Origin of the sequence: Bradyrhizobium sp. 164 (genome assembly GCF_023073715.1) — a bacterium.
Classification (GTDB): Bacteria; Pseudomonadota; Alphaproteobacteria; order Rhizobiales; family Xanthobacteraceae; genus Bradyrhizobium.
On sequence record NZ_JADPKA010000083.1, the window covers coordinates 92,054 to 112,028 of the forward strand.

Consider the following 19,975-nt stretch of genomic DNA (forward strand, 5'->3'; position numbering starts at 1 on the left):
CGGAGGCACGCGAAAGCGAAATCAGACCGATGGGCGCTGATGCAGGTAGATCTTTTCGAACTGCCCTACCTCCTCCACCTTGGCCTTGTCGAGCAAGTGGAAGGTTCTGCGCTCGGTTGCGACGAGACCATCGTGACGAAGCTGCTGCAGGATCCGGTTGACGTGAACGACCGATAATCCAAGGCAGTCCGCCAGTTCGATTTGAGTAATTGGGAGCTCAAAGGACCCCTTTGTCGTGCGCCCGATCAGTTCAAGCCGCTCGTAAAGCTCTACCAACAAGTGCGCCATTCGAACACGCGCCGGCCTGCGTCCGACATTGACGATCCATTCCCTGAAAATTGCGGAGTCGATCAGCGTTTCGCGCCAGAGCGCAGCCGCTACGTTAGGTCGCCTTTGATTTAGCTCACGCAAGGTGTCGTGCTTGATGAAACCGAGGGTACATTCTGTGAGCGTCGTCAGGTCATGATCCATGACGTGCAAGTGCAGGCTCTGGAGGTCCGGGATTTCTCCCGGCATATGGAGCGAGAGAATTTGCCTCTGTCCATCCGGCGTAAGCTTGGAGCGGAATGCAAACCCATCAACGATCAGGCAGGATTCCGAGGGGCGGTCACCGTCACGCACGAAACGGTGCTGGGCCGCGACGCGCTTGCTATGGATAGAAAGTTGTTCAAGTGCCAGGACATCGTCCTGGTCGAGCCGATTGGCCTTACTGAGCTTTTGAACGAGCGCAGCCGTTAACGTTCCGGGCATCGCGCACCTCTCCGCGCTTGAGGACGTTTGAGCCGGAGAGGAACTCGCCGCTCCGGCCTATAAGGCGGGAGCACAAAACTCTCAGCCACCAGCGCCCAAGAGTCGCGGCCGGTGATCGGGGACAATCACAGGTTAAGGGGAAGGTTCCAACCGAGGGCCTAAGTTAGTTTCTGGGCTGATACCCGCTCGATCTCGAAGCGCAACGAAACCAGCAAAACCGGGCCGAAATCATCGCGAACTTCGATTGCCAGCGCCCGAAACGCCGAACCGGGCAGCACGTCCTTGGCGAAATCGGCCATCGCAGCCGAGACCATAGTTCTCACCTCCTCCAAGGAGGCGATATCGACGCCGATCTCGTCGGCGATGAAGGTCTCATTGTCCCGGGTGTCGAAGTAATAGCGTGGCATGCACGCAAACCGACTGCCAACGCGTCCGTTCCTCGGTCCCAGCCGTTTGTGCGCTCACCGGAAATACCCCAGCACCAGATCGATGTCCGAGCTGCCGGCCAGCGTGCCGTTCAGCTCGGCGTCGATGACGCGGCGGCAGGCTTCGATCGCGGCGTGGTCACCGAGGTCGTTGGCGGCTTCCAGCACGAGCCAGGCGGCCTCAACCGACGCCTTGTCCGGCGCACCGCCGAGATCGGCGGCCGGTGTCTTGTTGATCTTCTTGCGAACTGCGGTGCCGAATTGAGGCAACATTGCTGATACTCCTCAGTGTACCTGGAGCTCGGGCTGACGGCCCGCGTCGGCACCCGCGCTGTTCTTGCGCGACTGGTAGAACTTCAGGATGCTGCGCGAGGTCTCGATCTTGAGCCGGCCGTACTCGTGCTCATTGTCGTGGAGTTCGCGCGCCGTGATCAGATGATCCTTGGCGCCGAGGAACAGCAGCGACATGGTCGTGTCCCAGGAGAAGTCGAGTGCCTTGCACAGCACCAGGATCATCTCCCGATTGCGGTCCATCAGCGCACGCTCGATCACGTCGACCGGCAGCGCCGACAGCAGCGACAAGCCGATCTGCACTTCGTCGAAGCGGTGCTGGCGCGCATAGTTCGAGATCGAGTCCTGGTTGAGATTGCCCTGGCGGTATTGCGTCGTTACCACGCGCTTGGCGACGAAATAGCTGCGCGAGGACGGACCGAACTTGGACTGAAGATCGCCGGTGACCTCGGTCACCGAGCTCTGGATCTGCGTCATCATTTCGGGTCGTTCAGTCTCGAGCCGGCGGCGGACGTCTTCCGAGGCCTTGGAGATCAGCTGCTGGAAGATGTGGCGCGGCACGTCCTTGCGCAGGCCAAGCTGTTCGGCAAGGATCGAATCTCCCTCGGCGCGGCGCACCATGTGCAGCAGGCCTGAGCCGGAGAAGCGTGCGCCCTCGTTCTTCGCAACGGACGTCACCACCTCCTGGTTGCCGCGCTTGACCAGCACGTCGGTCACGGCCTCGCCGATCGACTTGCGCTGGGCGATCGCCAGCAGATGCGACTGGCTCTTGGTCATGGCGCTCTCGACCAGCATCTTCTCGTCGATACGATTGGACTCGCGCAGCACGGGACCTGCGACGTCGATCTCGTCGTCGAGCGCGAGCTTCTCGATGACATTGAAGGGAGCATGGTCGCACGCCGACATCACCTCCGAGAGCTGCACCCGCGCCGCGACTTCGATCTCGTCGGCAAGCCGCCCGATGACCTCGCCGAACATGCTGATCTCGTCGTCGCTGTAGCGGCCGGTGATCAGGATGTCGGTCGCATGCCACAATGCCTTCGCACGGCTTTCGTCGGTGCCGCGTGCGATCGCGTCGTCCAGATCCTGTAGAAGCGTTTTCGCCCCGTTCATCTCGATAACCCCCAGTTCTTGGCGAGCAGTTCTTGCCGAGCAGTTCTTGACGAGCAGCTTGGCGAGCTGTCCCGCCGCTCGTGGCAGGACACCGGATTCCTCAGGAACCGACGCTAGAGATCAAACGCGAGAATTCAGTAAAACCGGCAAATCAGTTTTGCCGACCAAAATTCATTCAAATGCGTGGGAATGGGTTTACCGGCGCGGAAGGTCTCGCTTCACCTCTTCGGAAGGGAAGGTGAAGACCGGACCTGCGGCTAGCACCGCCTCACGGATTCTGTGGCGTCAGCACCAGCGGCGGCTTCGGCTTGGGCTTGGCGGGCGGCGGGCCCGGAGCGGGCTTCACGTCGATCGGCGGCGGCAAAGGGGCAAGTTGCTGGCTTGCCAGCGGTGGGCTCGGCACAGCGGGGGCCGCGTGCGGAGCTTTCGGCGTCGGGGCAACCTTCGCCTTTACCGGTGCGCGCCGCGGATCCTGGCCAGGCAGGGGCACATTCGCAGGCGCCTGCTCCGGCGCGCCATCGGGAGAGACCAGGGTCGGCAGAGCGGCCGTGGCGGGCGGCGGCTCGCCGCGCTCGATCGCATCGAGCCGGCGCGTCTCGCGGTCGATGGTGCGCACCGCGAGCCAGGAAGACAGCGGCGCGAGATCGACGGTGCGATTGAGCTTGTCCGGAGGGCCTGCCGCGAACAGCTGGATCTCCGGCGGGGCGCCGGAGAGGCCGGTCATGATCGGCGTCAGGCTGGCGCGGATGTCGGCCTGGTCGGCGGGAATGTCGTAGCCGCCGGAGACGATGGCGCGGGCGTTCTTCGCTTCCAGCGGCGTCGCGCCGACGCGCAGGCGCCCATCGCGGATCGTGAACGGGATCTGCGCCGAAGCGACCGCGATCGGGCCTGCCGACAGCGCGGGCTCGACCAGCTGGCGCAGCCGGTTGTCGTCACTGACCTGGCCGCCGTCGCTGGCGCGGATTGCGATCTCGAAGGCGCGCGGATTGAGGCCGGCAATCTCGGCGGAGTCGAGCGTCACCGTGCCGTTGCCGGCGAGCGCGCCGGTGAGGGCCGCGACGCTGCGGCCCTGGCTGGTCAGCGCCATCTGCACCGAGGCGCGTCCCTTGGGCAGCGCGAGATTGCGGTAGCGCAGCGCCGCCGCATCGACATTGCCGAGTTCGATACGCGCGTTCAGGGCCAAGCCATTTGCGCTATTGCGCGCGTCGAGACTTGCCGACATCTCGCCGCCGCCGATGCCGCCCTTGAGCGCATCGAGCGCGAGCGACTGGCCGTCGCCGCGGATCGTGCCGGCGAAGGGGCGCAGCTCGATGCCACCGGGCAATGTGCCGCGCAATGCCTGGAAGGCGATGCGGCCGCGCCAGCCACCGATGAGCCCCGCACTCAACGGTTCGCCGGACTCATGTCCGGCGGCGCCGATTGCCATCGCGAGCGCCGGCGCAAGATCGAGCGTATCGAGGCCCACCTCGCCATCGACACTCTTGTCCTGATCGAGCGTCACCGTCAGATGGCCGCGCAGGTGCGAGCCGGCTGCGGTGCTGTCGAGATCATCGAAGGTCAGGCGATTGCCGGACAGGCTGACGCGCGAGGACAGGCTGACTTTCTGCGCTGGCTTGTCGGTCGCGCTGGTCCCGAACAGCGGCGCCAGATTGGCGTTGCGCACGCGCAGGCTCGCGCTGCCCTTTGATGCCGGCCAGTCAAAATTGCCTTGCGCATCCGCATCCAGCGCGCCCGAGAGCTTTGCGTTCACTTGCAGCGGCCGGCTCCAGGCGCCGGTCACCTTGCCTTCGAACTGCGAAGCGCCCTCGCCTGCGGCCACCACGCGATCGAGGCCGAGCAGCGCCAGCAGCGCGCCGGCCTGCGGCGCCGTTAGTTTCGTATCGAGTGTGAAGTCGCTGTTGCGCAGGCGCTCGATGTCGAAGCCGCTGACGGCGGCCACCGGCGTCTGCGCGGCCAGCGTCGCGGTCGCCTTGAGCTGCGGCGCGTCGAGATCGAACACAGCGCGGACGTTGCTGCGATCGGCATGCTCGGCATTCTTGTCGAGGCTGAGGTCGAGCTTCAGGCGCGTCGCGCCGGCCAATGCCGGCATGGCATCGAAGCGCGCCCGCACCGCGGGCGCAAACGGCTCGATCAGCGCCGTGAGCTCGTGCAGCGAATTGCCGGAGGATTTCAGCGCGAGCCTGCCGGTGACCTGGGTGCGATCGAAGCTGCCGCTCGCTTCGGTGGTCACGCCGCCAGCCTGTCCGAACCGCAAGTGCTCCAGCGATAGCGCCGCCGGGCCGTAGCCGAGCTTTGCCGCAAACGGCCGCAGCTCCTGTCCTGCGGAGATGGCGCGGCCGATATCGAGCGAGAGCTTTGCCTCCTCCGGCCATTCGCCCTGCGGCCCGGCAAGCGCGCGCACAAAACTTGCCGCGGCATCGAGGTCGAGACGATCGGCCTTGAGCTCGGCATCAATCCGGGAGCCCTTGCTGGCGCCGGTCTGGACGAAGGCGATGCGGCCCTCCACCGCACCGCCCTCGATCTCGGCCTTCAGCCTGTCGATGGCGAGATGGTTGGCGGCAATCGTCACGTCACCGGCAAGGCGCAGCGGCCGCGTGCTGCGCCGGTTGATCTCGCTGCGGCCCTGCAGCCAAGCCAGCAGCGTATCGGGATCGGACGATTCGACGCTGAGGCGGCCGCTGAAGCTGTCGGCGCCGGGAGTCGCGCCATTGAGCGAGAGCTGCGTCATGCCGGGAGCGCGCAGCTCGAGCCGCTGGAAGGTCCAGGATCGTCCGTCGGTCTGAAGCTCGGCCGTGATGTTCTGGAGCGGACGGCCGCCGAGCATGATCTGGTCGGAGTTGAATTCGATCTGCGCCGGGATCGGCGCCTGCGGGATCGCGGCCAGCCCTGCGCGCAGCGCCGGCAGGACACGCTGCGGATCGGCATCGTCCTTGGCAGCATCCTTGGCCGCCAGCTTGTCGGCATCGACCTGCCGCGCCGAGAGCACCGCGCGCAGCAGCGGCGAGGCGCCGAACTTGAGGTCGCCGACGCCGCCGAGCTTCAGTGCGGCGTCCTCAGTACCGAAGCTGACGTCGATCTGGTCGAACTTTGCGCCGGCCGGATCGGCCTTCAGCTTCGTCGTGAGCTTCCAGGGCGTCGGCCCTACCTCGCCCGCCTTCTTCGTCGCGGGCACGGCGAGCGTCAGTGCGCCGTCGAATTTCGGCAGGCGGTTGTCGAAGGCGAGCACGCCTTCGAGATCGGCGAGGATGGCGCGCTCGCCCGGATCGATGTTGAGGTGGAGGCGGGTGGCGTTGCCGTCGGCGCTTGGGCCGGAGGAGATGCGAAACGGATAGCGCACGCCGTTGGCGGAGAAACGGCCGTCGCCGCGCAGGGAGCCGGCGAGCGAGCGCACGTCACCGGAAAAGGCGATGTCGCTCAGCTCCAGCGTCGAGCGGCTGGCGGCATCGTGCAGGGCGATGCGGCCGGTGAGATTGAGCCGCTCGATAGCGAGCGACGCGAGATTGAAGGCACCGCTCGCAGTAGACGGCAAATCGACCCGCCCGCGCGCGTCCAGGCCGAGGTCGACCGCCATGCCGCCGACCGAAAGCTCGGTGGCGCGCCATTCGCCGCGCATGAGGGAGCCAAGACTGAACTCGACGTCGAGCTTGTCGGCGCGCAGGCGGCCGAGATCGTTGTTGCCGCCGAAGGTGACCGCGCGCAGCCGCAGCGTCGGCGCCGGCAACAGCCGCGCGTCGAGCTCGCCCGCCACCCGCACCGGCACGCCGATGATTCGGCTCGCCTCCGCCTCGAACTGGGGCCGAAACTGGTTCCAGTCGACGAAGTGAGGCCCGATCAGCGCGGCCAGCAGCGCAATGATGAAGGCAATCGCCAATCCGAGCAGCGTCGTCTGCACGGGTCTCCCCTCGGCCAAAACGGCGCCCGGACCAGACTTTGCCCTCGGAAGGCTTCAGGCGGGCCGGAACAGCCCCTTATATAGGGGGAAGTATGGCGAAGTCACAGCGACCGTTGCGCGCGGAGGTTAACGCCGGCGAGAGGCCCTCATGGCGAGGAGGCGCAAAGCGCCGTCCCGAACCATAGAGGTCCCGCTTCCGCCGGCGGCCATCCTTCGAGACGCCCGCTTCGCGGGCTCCTCGGGATGAGGACCTGCGCTCGCAGAACCAGGGCTGACGCCTTTACCAGCTTGCCGGCAACCGCTTCAGGCCGCGCAGCACGAAGGTCGGCCGCCATTCCGGGGTTTCGACATCGTCGATGCGCAAATCGGGCAGCCGCCGGAGCAGCGTCGCGATGGCGATCTCGGCCTCGATGCGCGCCAATTGGGCCCCCAGGCAGAAATGGATGCCGCCGCCGAATGACAGCGGCTTCACGTTCTGGCGGGTGACGTCCAACCGGTCGGGCCGGTCGGAATAGACCGCCGGATCGCGGTTGGCCGAGCCGAGCAGGCAGAGCACGGTCTCGCCCTTGGGGATCTTCACCCCGCCGAGATCGTCGATGTCCTCCAGCGCGACGCGCCCGGTCATCTGCACCGAGGAATCGTAGCGCAGGAATTCCTCGATCGCGCCCACCATCAGCTCGGGCCGCGCCTTCAAAAGCGCGAGCTGGTCCGGATTGCGGTGGAGCGCCAGCAGGCCGTTGCCGATCAGATTGACGGTGGTCTCGTGACCGGCGCCGAACAAGAGGATGATGTTGGCGGTCAATTCCTCGTTGGTGAGCTTGTTGCCGTCCTCCTCGGCCTGCACGAGCTGGGTGATGAGATCGTCGCCGGGACTGCGGCGGCGCAGCTCGAACAGCTGCTGGAAGTACATCTGGGCCATCAGGTTGCCGGCGTTGCCCTGCTTGATCTCTTCCGGCGACAGCGGCACCGGGTCGAGCAGCCGCCCGCCGTCGCGCGAGCTCTTGTAGAAGACCTCGCGGTGCTCCTCGGGGATACCGAGCATGTCGCAGATGATGGTGACAGGCAGGCGGAAGGCGAAATCCTCGATCAGGTCCATGTGGCCGCCGTCGATCACCGCATCGATGGTCTGGTCGACAATCTCCTGGATGCGCGGGCGCATGTCCTCGACGCGGCGGGCGGTGAAGGCCTTCACGACCAGGCCGCGCAGGCGGGTGTGGTCGGGCGGATCGGCTTGCAGCATCCAGTGGCTCATGCTGCGGAACACCGGCTCGTCCATGATCTTTTCGCTATAGCGGCGCTTGGTGCGCTCGACGAAATCCTTGCCGAAGCGCTTGTCGCGCAGCACCAGGCTGACATCGGCGTGTCGGCTGGTGACGAATTGGCCGAACGGCGTCACATGGATCGGATCGATCGTGCGCAGCCGATCATAATGCGGATAGGGATCGCGGATGAAGTCCGGCGACAGCGGGTTGAACAGCTGATCGCTGTTCGGGCCTTGATTCGCGCCTTGCACTTGCTCGTTCATGGTGACCTCAGATCGGTTGCCGCATGACACGAATACGCAAAGCTGTCCCACAGCCCGGCGTAACCATCCCTTTCGAATTATCAACTCGATACATTGTTGTATCGAATTGCATTCTGCCCTAAGCTGCCGGGATGTCAAGAGTGAGAACCAGGCCGACCAGGGACGATACGCGCGACAGATTGTTCGAGGCGGCCGCGCGCGTGTTCGAGCAAGACGGCATTGGCGGCGCCAGCATCGAGGCGATCGCGGCCGCGGCGGGTTTTACCCGCGGCGCGTTCTATTCCAACTTCAAGAGCAAGGACGAGCTGATCATCGCCATGCTCGAGGACCATGTCGAGCAGTCGATCCGGCGCAACATGGACATCCTCGCGCAGCACGACAATCTCGACGATTTCATCGCGGCGCTGAAGACGATGGACCGCAGCAAGCAGGATCCACTCGGCCGCTCGCCGCTGCTGCACATGGAGATGATCCTGTTCGTCGCGCGCGCCGAGAAGCGCCGCCCGGAACTTGCAAAACGCCTGCGCGCGCGGCGCAAGCTGGTCGCCGACATCGTCGAGGCGACGTTGAAGAGCAACGGGCGGAATGACAGTCTGAACCCGCCCTGGATGGCCTCCGTCGTGCTCGCACTGGAAGACGGCTTCCGCCTGCACCGGCTGATCGACCCCGAGACGACGCCGGCCGACAGCTTTTTGCGCGCGATCACGGATCTGCGGCGGAGGACCGGGTTGGCGTCGGAATAGGATGTCGCTTCGCAGGACCGTCGCGTTTCCACGTCCCACTAAGAGGCGGCATGCTTAACGTGCCGCCAGGGCGACGGCGGCAACGCGGTGCATGCGGAACCTACTGTGCAGCTTCGCTCTGGACCGCGTGCAGCCGGCCGGCCACCACCCGCACCTTGCGCGGCGCGGCCCGCCAGATCGACAGCGCCGACAATGCGCTCACGATCACGGCAATGCCGAAGGCGAGCGTGTAATCGCCGGCGCGATCGTAGAGAAAGCCGGTCACCCAGGGACCGGCGGCACCGCCCGCCAGCGCGGCCAGCATGATCGTGCCGAAGATGCTGCCCTGGTGCCGGCCCTGGAAGATCTCGAACACCACAGCGCCCATGATCGAGGTGAGGCCGTAGCCGAGCGCGCCTTGCGTGAACACCATGAGATAGACCAGCCACAATGATGGCTGGAACTTCAGCGCTATCAGCGCCGCGAAGCAGACGGCAAAACCCGCGCAGCTGATCGCCCACACCCATTCCCGCCCGATCCGGTCGGAGACATGGCCGAGCAGGATCTGGCCGGGAATGCCGAGCAGGCTGACGATGCCGAGCCCGCGACACCAGGGCTGAAGCCGATGTCGAGCAGGAATTTGGTCTGGTGCACCTGCACCGCGTACCAGATGTACAGGCCGCAGAAATAACCGAACGCGATCCACCAAAATCGTGCAGTTGCGACGGCACGCTTCAGCGTCCATTCGGTGCCGGCCCAGACCGGATCGACGACATTGGAGACGGGCTTTGCCGCTCCCGCGAGCCGGGCGGCATCGCCGTCCGGCTCAAGGCCGATGTCCTCGGGGCGCTTGCGCAGCAGCAGATTGATGGGCGCCAGAACGATCAGGACCAGCAGCCCCATCGCGGTGCAGGCGGTGCGCCAGCCGGTCTGTTCGATCATGTGCTGCACCCATGGCAGCAGCGTCACCGAGCCGATGCCGACGCCGGCGAACGCGATACCGATGGCGAAGCCGCGCTTGCGGATGAACCAGTTCGGCAGGAACAGCGACTGGCCGGAATAGCCGAGACAGACCGAGCCGGCGCCGACCATGACGCCGATGGTGACGTAGAGATGCCAGGGCGCGCTGGTGAGCGGCGCGAGCAGCAGGCCGCCGCCCATCAGCACGACGCCGAGCTCCATCACGGCGCGCGGGCCGGCGCGGTCCATGAGGCGGCCGATCAGCGGGCTGACCACGCCCGACACCACGAAGCCGAAGGAGAACGCCCCCGCGGTGACGCCACGCTCCCAGCCGAACTCGGAGATGATGGGAGGAAAGAACAATGAAAAGGCGGTGCGCGCGTTGACGCCAATGGCCATGGTGACGAAGGTCACGGCGACTACGACCCAGCCGTAGAAGAACGGAAACCGCATGTTTGTGTTTCATCCCTGGACGATCCTTCCGACCATCCGGAGATGCCCGGGTCAAGCGCTTTTCGTGCATGCCTCTTGAGCGGCAGCGCAATCGCATATGAGAGCGGCCCTGCGGCGATCGTCCATGATCTCGATCTCCAGCCGCTGCGGCGGCAGGCCCGAATCTGCGCGCACCGCCAAGATCATCTCGGCCGAAGGAGGGACGCTCAAGCGGTGGATCGTCTTTAAGGCCGCCGCGTCCAGTGGTCGGCATTGACGGCGCCTTGCGGGATCGCTCCCTTCACGATCGCTTCGACCTGACGCACCGTTTCCAGGGACTGATATTCGATTGCCTGCGGGGTCAGGCCGCCGACATGCGGCGTGGCGATCACGTTCGGCAGTTTCGCCAGCTCGGGCGTCGGCATCTGATCGGGCGCGCGGCCGACATCCATGGCCGCGCCGGCGATGCGATGCTCGATCAATGCCCGCGCCAGCGCCGCCTCGTCGACGAGATTGCCGCGCGAGAGATTGATGAAGACGGCATGCTTCTGCATGCGCGCCAGTGCCGCTTCCCCAATCAGGTTCTCGGTCTGCTCGTTGGCCACCGCGAGGCAGACGACGTAGTCCGACGCGGCGAGCAGCTCATCAAGACCGACCTGCCGGATCGCAGCATCACTGACGGTCGCGAAGGGATCGGCGACCAGCACCTCCATGCGCAGCACTTTTGCCACCTCGGCGAGATAGCGCCCGATGCTGCCATAGCCGATGATGCCGATCCGGCTGCCCGCGAGCTGGCGGCCCATCCGTGCTTCCGCCTTGCGGCCGGCCTGGTAGTCGGCGGTGGTTCGCGAGACGCCGCGGGAGAGATCGACCATGAAGCCGAGCGCGAGCTCGGCCACCGCCTGCACGAAGCCCGGGCCGGCACGGGTCACGAGCACGCCCGCCCTCGATGCCGCGTCGACATTGACGTTGCGGATGTCGACGGCGCAGCGGACGAATGCACACAGGCGCGGCAGCTGCGCAAAGATCTCGCCGCGCCCCTCCGTCATGCGATCGGCAACGATGATGTCAACGTCCTTGGCCGCACGCACGAGCCCGGCAGCGTCGAGCGGCTCGTCGCCATCGTGCAGCATCACCTCGGCGGTCGCGCGCAGGCCGTCCAGGCTGCGATCGCCGTAATAGTTCCGGCGCATCTCCGGCGTGTGAGCGAGCAGGACTTTCACGACGAGACTCCTTCAATAGCCGAACGCGCGCGGCAGCGCCGTCGAGAGCCACGGCACGAAGGCGATGACGAGCAGGCAGAGGAACAAGAGGCCGAGGTAGCCCATGATCGGCTTCACCGTCTGCTCGATCGGGACGTTACCGATCAGGCAGGCGCCATAGAGCCCGAGCCCGAGCGGCGGCGCGAACAGGCCGATCCCCATGGCGATGACAAGCACGACCCCGAAATGCAGGGGATCAATTCCGAGCTGCACGGCGACCGGCAGCAGCAGCGGTCCGAAGATGATGAGGGCGGCCGCGCCTTCCAGCACCGAGCCCATCACGATCAGCACGGCAATCGCCAAGAGGATGAACAACCAGACGCCTGAGGTCTTGGACAGGCCGAGCATGAAGTCGCCGACCGCATGCGGCACCTGCTGCAAGGTCAGCGTGAAGGCCAGCGATTGCGCGGCGGCGACGATGAACAGCACGAGACCCGCGCGCGTCGCCGCCTGCACGAAGCTGTGCGCGGCGGACTTGAAGCCGAGCTCGCGGAACACCACGCTGCCGACGACCAGCGCATAGGCGACGGCGAAAGCCGAGATCTCGGTCGCGGTGGCAAAGCCGGTCTTGAAGCCGAAGAAGATCATGAAGATCAGGCCGAACGAGGCGATCGCGCCGCTCCACAGGCCTGACACCGGCATCTGCGGCTCGACCTCCTCTATCTTGTCCGGCCGCTTGCCGAAGATGATGGACACCGCGATCAGCACCAGCGCCATCAGCGCCGACGGCAGGAGGCCTGCGACGAACAGGCCGCCGATCGACAGGTTCGCGACGAAGCCGAGGATGATCAAATTGATGCAGGGCGGAATGGTCTCAGCCATCACCGCGGACGCTGCAAGCAGCGCCACCGCGCCGCCCGGATTCTGCTTCGAGCGGCGCGCCGCCGGGATCAAGACGGAGCCGACCGCGGCGACGTCCGCCATCTTCGAGCCGGAGATGCCGGAGAACAGCACCATCGAGGCCACCATCACGACGTTCAATCCGCCGCGCATCCGCCCCACCGCGCGCTGCAACAGCTCGATCAGGCGCACCGACATGCCGTTGGCTTCCATGAGATAGCCGACGAGGATGAAGAAGGGGATCGCGAGCAACACGAAATTGTCGATGCCCCGCGCCATCTGCTGGGCGAAGATGACGCCGGGCAGCGCGCCCTCGACCCAGATGAAGATCAGCGCGGCGAGTGCCAGCGCAAACCCGATCGGCAATCCGCCGAACAGGGTGGCGAAGAAGCCGATCAGCATCAAGATGCCCGCCGACGGCACCGATGACGGCGAGAGATAATCCCAGGCAAGATAAAGGCCGGTGACGACCAGGATCGCAACGAGGCCCCTGACGATTTCAGGGAGCGGCCGCATGCAGAGATGGTTGATCGCGAACACCGTCATGAACAGCGCGCCGACACCCATCGGATAGAAGGTCAGCTCCAGTGGCAGGCCGGATCCGGTGGTCTGTCCCGCCGTCAGCGCACCCAGCTTGATGGCGTTGTAGGCGACATAGCCGGAGATCAGCACGACCAGGAGCGCGCTGGCGGCATCGACAAGCACCTGCAATCGCTGTGACAGCAGATCCCGGAAGAACGACACGCCGACATTCTCGCCGCGCGCGAGCGCGCTCGCCGCGCCGAAGAAGGCCGAGCCGACCATCAGTCCGCGCGCGACGTCGTCGGACCATTCGACCGGCGCGTTGAAGAAGAAGCGCAGCAGCACGGAGGCGCAGACCACCACGAGATCGACGGCCAAGAGAATGGCTGCGATCGCGTCGCTGAGGCGAAGCAGCATGGTGATGCTCCCGTGGCGTCCGCCCGAGAGAGGCACGGCGGCTGTCATCGCCAGCTCAGATTTGGCCATCTCAGGCTTGCGTCGCGCGGATGATATCGATGACGGCCTTGGATTCCGGCCGCGCCTTGATGAAGTTATCGGTCTGCGGCGCCACGCGTTTCCTGAACGCTTCGCGGTCGCATTCGGCCACCGTCACGCCCTTCTCCGTCAACGCCGCCAGCGCCTCCTTCTCGACCGCAAGCCCATGGGTGCGCGTGTCGGCCGCGGCCTTCTTCGCGGCATCGAGGAAGCCCTCGCGCAGCTTCGGATCCATGCGGTTGTAGGTCATGTCGCTGAAATAGATCGCGAGCGGCGAGAAATTGTGCTGCGTCAGCGCATAGAACTTCGCCGTTTCGAAGAACTTGCTGGCCAGGATGGTCGGCGGATCATGCTCCAGCCCATCCAGCACGCCGGCTTGCAACGCCGTGTAGATTTCGCCGAATGCCAGCGGCGTCGCCGCGGCACCCATCAGGCGCAGGCATTCGGTGATGACCGGGTTGGGCAGCGTTCTGATCTTCAGCCCCGCGAGATCTTCGGGCGTCTTGACCGGCTTCCTCGCCAGTACGCTGCGCGAGCCGAAATTATAGGCCCAGGCGATGATGCGGATGTTGCCACCCTTGAGCAGCGCATCCTCGATCGGCTTGGCGGCGCCGGCGTCGAACGCCTTGGTCTGCTGCGGAAAACTCGAGAAGAGAAAGCCGAGGTCGAAGGTGCCGACCAGCGGCACGAGATTGGCCGAGATCGACGAGCCCGACACCATGAGGTCGATGACGCCGAGCTTCACCGAATTGATGACGTCGATCTCCTGGCCGAGCTGGTTGTCTGGAAAGAAGGCGACCTCGATCTGCTCACCGAGGCCGTTCGCCTTCAGGCTCTTGACCAGATTGTCGTAATAGACGCGGCCGTTGGCGTATTTGGGATCGTTCGGCAGCGAGGACGAACATTTCAGTTTCAGCGTGGCAGCTTCGGCGCGGCCGACGATCGCGGGAGAGAGCACGAGGCCGGCGGTGACCGCCGCCGATGACTTGATGAACGCGCGACGGTTCACGGGCACGATGGTCATGGTGCGGCTTCTCCCCGATTATTCTTGTTCGCCGCGGTCGTTGCCGCAGCCTGTTACGCAGACTGTATGGCCAAAGCGACGAAGCAGGCAAGGCTAGCGCCAGTCGCGGCAGGGCGGCGCGCGATGACTGGCGGCAGCATGGGCGGATCGTGAAAACGCCGAGGTTATCCGGGATTATCGATGAGGATCGGCTTGCGGCCGATGTGTGAGGACGAGGGTTTCGCGGGGTGCCACGGATTGATCTAATTGGCGCATGGATCAATGCGCAATTCACATGGATTGCGCTCGAACGATGCTCCCCTCCCGGCAGGTCCCCTGCCCCATTTTGCCGCGGCCCGCTGCGTGATCCAGCGCACAGACGGCGTGATGGCGCAAACGTACAAAAGGTGACATCGTCGCGCCGATGGAGGTGACGCCCATGCGCCGTCCAGTCTTTTCCAATTTGCTTCTAGCATCCGGTTTTTTTGCGCTCGCACAGTTGATGATGCCGACCGGCGCCGCCGCCGAGGCACGGCTCGCGCTGGTGATCGGCCAATCCGCCTATCGCACCGTGCCGGAACTGCCCAACGCCGCCAACGACGCCAAGGGCATGACGGAGCTGCTCGGCAATGCCGGCTTCACCGTCACCACGGCGGCCAATCTGGCGCAGAGCGAGATGCGTGCGGCGATCTCGGATTTCGCCGGCAAGGTCAGCGCCAGCGGCGCCGACACCGTGGCTCTGGTGTTCTATGCCGGCCATGGCCTGCAAATCGACGGCGAGAACTATCTGGTGCCGGTCGATCTCGACCCCAAGCGCGAGGCCGACATTCCGCTCCAGGGCGTGCGGCTGAACGACCTGCTCAACACGCTCGGCGCGCTGCCGACGCGGGCGCGCATCTTCATGCTCGACGCCTGCCGCAACAATCCGTTCCCCGCGCTCAGCGGCGCCGGTCATGGGCTTGCGATCGTCGACACCAAGGCCGGCGCGCCCGGCTCCTTCATCTCCTATTCGACCTCGCCCGGCGCCGAAGCCGAGGACGGCAACGGCATCGACAGCCCCTATACCACCGCCGCACTGACCATCGCCAAGCAGCCCAATCTGCCGATCGAAGAGGTGTTCAAGCGCATCCGCGTCGCCGTGGCGCAATCGACCGCAGGGCGGCAGATCCCCTGGGAAAGCTCGTCGTTGACCACTGATTTCAAGTTCTTCGGCGAGAGCAGCGACCAGCCGCCTTCCCTTCCGGGCGCAAATTCGATGGCGCTCGCCAGCGCCACGCGCAGCGTCGAGGACTGGCGCAAGGATTTGCAGGGCAAGCCCGCCAAGGTCGCCTATGAGCTCGTGATCAGTGAGGATACGGTGCCGGCCTATCAGGCCTATATCGAGCTGTACGCACAGGACGCTCAGACGCCGCGCCTGCGCACGGTGCTGGAGCGGCGGCGGCAGATGCTGGCCTGGGAGCGCGCGGTCTCGATCAATACCCGCGCCTCGTTCGAAGCTTATCTTGCGAACTGGGACAACAGCGACTTAGCTGCGACCGCGCGCAGGCTGCTGCTTCGCGTCCAGAACCGCAATTATGGCCAGGCCGCTGCCGCCGCTGCGGCGCCGGCCCCGATCGCCGTCGCAATGGCGCCGACCTGCCCGTGCTCGACGCCGTCGCCGCCTGCAACGCCGGTCAATCCGAGCGTCGCGCCCATCATCAAGAAGCGCGTCGACGACACGCCGCCGAAGCGCAAGGTGGTCGAGACGCCGCCGAAGCGCCGGCCGCCGCCCGAAGAGGTCGTCTACGAGCGTGCGCCGCCCCCGGGGCCGCCGCCCGGCGCCGTGATGCAGGGCATCGGCATCGGTATCGGGATCGGCATGGGAATGGGCGGCGGCCGCGGCGGAGATCATTATCGCGGCGATTACCGCAGATACTGAGCCGGCCCGGCACAAACAGAGATCCGGCTCGCGCCGATAGCGCAAGCCGGATCTACTGCAACAGTACCGGACGATGCGGCGCACGGCGTCGTCGCGTTCAGGACATGCGGCGCGGGCCGATGGCCTCGAACTGCGCCTTCTGCTCGTCATTGAGCGTGGCGTAGAAATCATCGAGCGCTGCGCGCACCGACTTGATCCCATCCAGCATCACGCCGAGGCGCTGGCGGATTGCGGACATGCGTGCCGGCGGTGTCATCACGTCATTGGGCTCGCAGGCTGCCTTGAGCGATGCACTGATCTTGGCGCTGGTATCCTGGAGCACCTGGAGGGCCGCGCGCTGGGTATCGTTCGGACGAATCCTCTCCTCGATCGTGGCGCCAGGCCAATCGAACGCGGCGGACGCGCTGCAATTCTGCACCGACGATCCACTCGCATCGTTCGATGCGGTCGCGCGCCGCTGGTCGCCAGCCAGCGCATTGAAGCGCGCCTTCTGCTCGTCAGTCAGCGAACCATAGAACTTGTCGAGCGCAGGCTGGACCAGATCGACGGCCTTCTGCATGGCTTCGACACGCTGCTGCATCGCCGCGAGCCGGCCGGGCGCCGTCGCTGCGGCCTGCGTCGGACAGGATGTGCGGATCAGCGCTGCAGCGTCCATCGAGGCATTGCCGAGCGCATCGAGATCGGCGCCTTGCGCATCGCTCGGCTGCACCGCCGCCGCAATCTGGTCGATCGGCAGACCGACGATGGCACGCCGGTCGCTGCCGCAGAGCTGATCGAGCGGCGCGCTGCGCGCCCGCCGTCGTCCCTGCGGCTGCTGCGGCAGATAGGCCGACAACCGATCATAACCGTAGGGGCCGAAAATGCCGGCATAGATGTCCGGATAACCGTAGCCCCAGAAGCCGAGACCGTCGCCCCAGATTGTGTAGTCGTAGAGATCATTGTAGGCGAACGGCCAGAACAGCGGTCCGACCCAGCCATAGCCGCCACCCGCATGTTGCCACCATCCGCTGCTTGCGCCGCTCCAGCCGGCCAGTGCGGCCGCGGTCGCGATCTGCGCACGCGCCACTGGATTGCTGATCAGCCGGCCGTTCCGAAATGTGCTTGAGTTGAGCGCATTGCGGAAGTTCGCGGGCCGTATCGCCGCGTTGCGGATATGACCGAAATTGGGGCTGCCGCGCCGGGCGCCTGTTGCGAACCGCATCCCGCGATGATGCCCGCCGCCGTGCGCGTGCCCGCCGCCGTGGCCGCGGAAATGGCCGCCACCATGATGACCACCGCCGTGCCCGCCTCCGTGCCCGCCACCATGGCCACCGCCATGTCCGCCCTTCGCCAGCGCCGCGCCTGCCAGCATGCAGGCAAACGCCACCGCGGCAATTCCAATGACCGGTCGCATCATCACGCCCTCCCGCGCAAAGCCCTGCCGTTGAGGCATCGGAACTTGGCGGGAATGGAACCGGCAACGTTGCCAAAAGTTCCCGGTTCTTGGCTGCGCAGGGCCCTAGGCCTCCGGCACGATCTTGCCGGGATTGAAAATATTGAGCGGATCGAGCGCCTTTTTCAGCGCCCGCATCGCATCTAGCGCTTCGGGACCGAGCTCGGCCTTGAGATATTTCTGCTTGCCTTGGCCGATGCCGTGCTCGCCGGTGCAGGTGCCGTCCATCGCCTGCGCGCGCTCGACCAGGCGATGCATGAACTCCTCGCCGCGCGCCATCTCGTCGGGATCGTTGACGTCGCAGACCAGTGAGCAATGGAAGTTGCCGTCGCCGACATGGCCGACGATCGGCGACAGCAGGTTGAGCCGCTTGAGATCCTCCTCGGTCTCGCTGACGCAGTCGGCGAGGCGCGAGATCGGCACGCAGACGTCGGTCGCGACGACGCCGATGCTGTCGCCGGGCCGCAGCGCCTTCACCGACCAATAGGCATCGTGCCGCGCCTGCCACAGTTTGGTGCGGTCCTCCGGCTTTGTGGTCCAGGAGAACTCGCCGCCGCCGCACTCCTTCGCAATCTCGCCGAAGGCCTTGGACTGCTCGGCGACCTCGATTTCGCTGCCGTGGAATTCCATCAGCAAGAGCGGCGTCTCCGGCAGCGTCAGCTTCGAATAGGCATTGCAGGCCTTGACCTGCGCGGCATTGAGCAACTCGATGCGCGCCACGGGAATGCCGGTCTGGATCGCCAGGATCACGGCCTGACAGGCGCCGTGCACGGTTTCGAATGACACCGCACCCGCCGCGATCGTCTCGGGGATACCGCGCAGGCGAATGGTCAATTCCGAGATGATGCCGAGCGTGCCTTCGGCGCCGACAAACAGATGGGTGAGGTCGTAGCCGGCGGATGATTTCTTGGCGCGCGTGCCGGTCGTGATGATCTCGCCGTCGCCGCGCACCACCTTCAAGGCCAGCACGCTGTCGCGCATGGTGCCGTAGCGCACCGCATTGGTGCCTGAAGCGCGCGTCGAGGCCATGCCGCCGAGCGAAGCATCCGCGCCGGGGTCGATCGGGAAGAACAGGCCCTGGTCGCGCAGATGCTCGTTGAGCGCCTTGCGGGTGACGCCCGGCTGGATCACGCAGTCGAGGTCCTCGGCATGCACCGCGAGCACCTTGTTCATGTCGCGCAGGTCGATCGAGATGCCGCCGGCCGGTGCGTTGACCTGGCCCTCGAGCGAGGTGCCGGTGCCAAAGGGAATGACAGGGACGCGATTTTTGGCGCAGATCCGCACCACGTCCTGGATGTCGGCGGTCTCCTGCGCCATCACCACGCCGTCAGGCGGCTGGTTGGGAATCCACGTCGTGGTATGGCCGTGCTGTTCGCGAACGGCCTGCGAGGTGATGAGGCGGTTGCCGAAGCGTGCGGCAAGCTGTTCCAGCGCGCTTGTGAGGGCTTTCGGCTCCGGCCGCGGCGGATTATTGGTGATGGTCGTGCCCACGGAATTCCTCCCGACAGAAGGACCGTGGCAAAGGACATAAAATCGGTCAAGTCAAGGGACCGGACACATGGCTAGGGAAGGACATATGCCGGAGACTGCCGCCTCAGCGCCACAAGCCGAGCCGTTCCGCGCCTCGATCATGCAGATCGAGCCGCAATGGATCGACTACAACGGCCATCTCAACATGGCCTATTACAATGTGATGTTCGACCGCGCGATCGACCAGCTCTGGCTCGAGCTCGGGATCGGGCCAGCCTACATGAAGGAGCGAGGTGGCTCGACTTTCACCGCCGAATGCCATGTACGGTATCTGCGCGAGATCCACCTCGGCGATCCCGTGCAGATCTTCGTCTGGCTGCTGGAGGCCGACGACAAGCGGCTGCACACTTTTGAGGAGATGCGTCATGCTAGCGAAGGCTGGCTGTCGGCAACTTCCGAGAACATGTCGCTGCACATGGACATGAAGGCGCGGCGCGTTGCGCCATTTCCGCCCGATATCCAGGCGCGCATCGCCGCGGTCACAAAGGCGCACAGCACCCTGCCCCGCCCCGTGGGCATCGGCCGCAGCGTGGCGATGCCCTCGAAGCGGTAGCCGCTATATCCTGTTGCGGCCGCGCGCCAAGCCGACCACGGCCGAGACCAGGAACAGGACGACCGCGATGAAGAAGATGATCTTGGCGATCTCGATCGAGGCGCCGGCGATGCCGCCGAAGCCCAGGATACCCGCGATCAGTGCGATAACCAGAAACGTCACAACCCAGCCAAGCATGGTCAAACCCTCGTCTTGATGTCCGTCTTGCGTCCGGCGCTGACCGCGCCGCCTGCCCAGACAATCTCGACGCGAGAATGATGGTTCCGGCCGACGCAGGAGCGAAATTCGCTGCCTTCGCAGGAACAAATCG

The 19,975-nt window shown here is 65.5% G+C and carries 15 protein-coding genes and 1 pseudogene; 3 read left to right on the forward strand and 13 right to left on the reverse strand.

The annotated features are described in order from the left end of the window. Window positions 1-21: 21 nt before the first annotated feature. The 6 genes from IVB01_RS25650 to IVB01_RS25675 form a co-directional block, all read right to left on the reverse strand. Window positions 22-750, reverse strand: coding sequence for a Crp/Fnr family transcriptional regulator (locus IVB01_RS25650; protein ID WP_247278514.1), 729 nt, complete (start codon window positions 748-750; stop codon window positions 22-24). Between the two features lie 158 nt (window positions 751-908). Next, on the reverse strand, window positions 909-1,157 hold the full coding sequence (locus IVB01_RS25655; RefSeq protein ID WP_247278513.1) for a hypothetical protein: 249 nt from the start codon (window positions 1,155-1,157) through the stop codon (window positions 909-911). Between the two features lie 54 nt (window positions 1,158-1,211). Further along, window positions 1,212-1,448, reverse strand: coding sequence for a hypothetical protein (locus IVB01_RS25660; protein WP_247278512.1), 237 nt, complete (start codon window positions 1,446-1,448; stop codon window positions 1,212-1,214). 12 nt (window positions 1,449-1,460) lie between these two features. Then, window positions 1,461-2,579, reverse strand: coding sequence for a DUF2336 domain-containing protein (locus IVB01_RS25665; protein ID WP_247420273.1), 1,119 nt, complete (start codon window positions 2,577-2,579; stop codon window positions 1,461-1,463). 268 nt (window positions 2,580-2,847) lie between these two features. Continuing rightward, window positions 2,848-6,471 (reverse strand): AsmA-like C-terminal region-containing protein, encoded by a 3,624-nt coding sequence (locus IVB01_RS25670; RefSeq protein WP_247278510.1) that lies wholly within the window; start codon window positions 6,469-6,471, stop codon window positions 2,848-2,850. Between the two features lie 280 nt (window positions 6,472-6,751). Beyond that, window positions 6,752-7,996: a cytochrome P450 gene (locus IVB01_RS25675; RefSeq protein WP_247494979.1), complete on the reverse strand. Its 1,245-nt coding sequence runs from the start codon at window positions 7,994-7,996 to the stop codon at window positions 6,752-6,754. 131 nt (window positions 7,997-8,127) lie between these two features. On the opposite strand from IVB01_RS25675, the gene IVB01_RS25680 reads away from it, so the two are divergent. Further along, complete coding sequence (locus IVB01_RS25680; RefSeq protein WP_247278508.1) at window positions 8,128-8,739, forward strand: TetR/AcrR family transcriptional regulator; 612 nt, start codon at window positions 8,128-8,130, stop codon at window positions 8,737-8,739. Between the two features lie 100 nt (window positions 8,740-8,839). Here the strand turns inward: IVB01_RS25680 and IVB01_RS25685 are convergent. The 4 genes and pseudogenes from IVB01_RS25685 to IVB01_RS25700 form a co-directional block, all read right to left on the reverse strand. Then, window positions 8,840-10,131 (reverse strand): annotated as a pseudogene (locus tag IVB01_RS25685) (MFS transporter). A gap of 224 nt (window positions 10,132-10,355) precedes the next feature. Then, window positions 10,356-11,333 carry an NAD(P)-dependent oxidoreductase gene (locus tag IVB01_RS25690; RefSeq protein WP_247278506.1) on the reverse strand — a complete coding sequence of 326 codons (978 nt, stop codon included), beginning with the start codon at window positions 11,331-11,333 and terminating at the stop codon, window positions 10,356-10,358. Window positions 11,334-11,345: 12 nt separating this feature from the next. After that, window positions 11,346-13,199: a TRAP transporter large permease subunit gene (locus IVB01_RS25695; protein ID WP_247278505.1), complete on the reverse strand. Its 1,854-nt coding sequence runs from the start codon at window positions 13,197-13,199 to the stop codon at window positions 11,346-11,348. A gap of 22 nt (window positions 13,200-13,221) precedes the next feature. After that, window positions 13,222-14,253 (reverse strand): TRAP transporter substrate-binding protein, encoded by a 1,032-nt coding sequence (locus tag IVB01_RS25700; protein WP_247278504.1) that lies wholly within the window; start codon window positions 14,251-14,253, stop codon window positions 13,222-13,224. Window positions 14,254-14,671: 418 nt separating this feature from the next. Between IVB01_RS25700 and IVB01_RS25705 the strand changes: the two genes are divergently transcribed. Next, window positions 14,672-16,150 carry a caspase family protein gene (locus IVB01_RS25705; RefSeq protein ID WP_247278503.1) on the forward strand — a complete coding sequence of 493 codons (1,479 nt, stop codon included), beginning with the start codon at window positions 14,672-14,674 and terminating at the stop codon, window positions 16,148-16,150. A 97-nt stretch (window positions 16,151-16,247) separates the two neighbouring features. On the opposite strand, the gene IVB01_RS25710 is transcribed toward IVB01_RS25705, so the two are convergent. After that, window positions 16,248-17,546, reverse strand: a complete 1,299-nt coding sequence (locus IVB01_RS25710) for a Spy/CpxP family protein refolding chaperone (RefSeq protein ID WP_247278502.1) — start codon at window positions 17,544-17,546, stop codon at window positions 16,248-16,250. A 102-nt stretch (window positions 17,547-17,648) separates the two neighbouring features. Further along, on the reverse strand, window positions 17,649-19,073 hold the full coding sequence (locus IVB01_RS25715; protein WP_247278501.1) for an FAD-linked oxidase C-terminal domain-containing protein: 1,425 nt from the start codon (window positions 19,071-19,073) through the stop codon (window positions 17,649-17,651). Window positions 19,074-19,158: 85 nt separating this feature from the next. Between IVB01_RS25715 and IVB01_RS25720 the strand changes: the two genes are divergently transcribed. Next, a complete protein-coding gene (locus IVB01_RS25720; protein ID WP_247278500.1) occupies window positions 19,159-19,665 on the forward strand; it encodes a thioesterase family protein in 507 nt (168 codons plus the stop codon). Window positions 19,666-19,668: 3 nt separating this feature from the next. Here the strand turns inward: IVB01_RS25720 and IVB01_RS25725 are convergent, their stop codons facing one another. Continuing rightward, the gene (locus IVB01_RS25725; RefSeq protein ID WP_008556598.1) at window positions 19,669-19,842 is read right to left on the reverse strand and encodes a DUF1328 domain-containing protein; all 174 of its coding nucleotides are present in this window, start codon (window positions 19,840-19,842) and stop codon (window positions 19,669-19,671) included. Window positions 19,843-19,975: the final 133 nt, after the last annotated feature.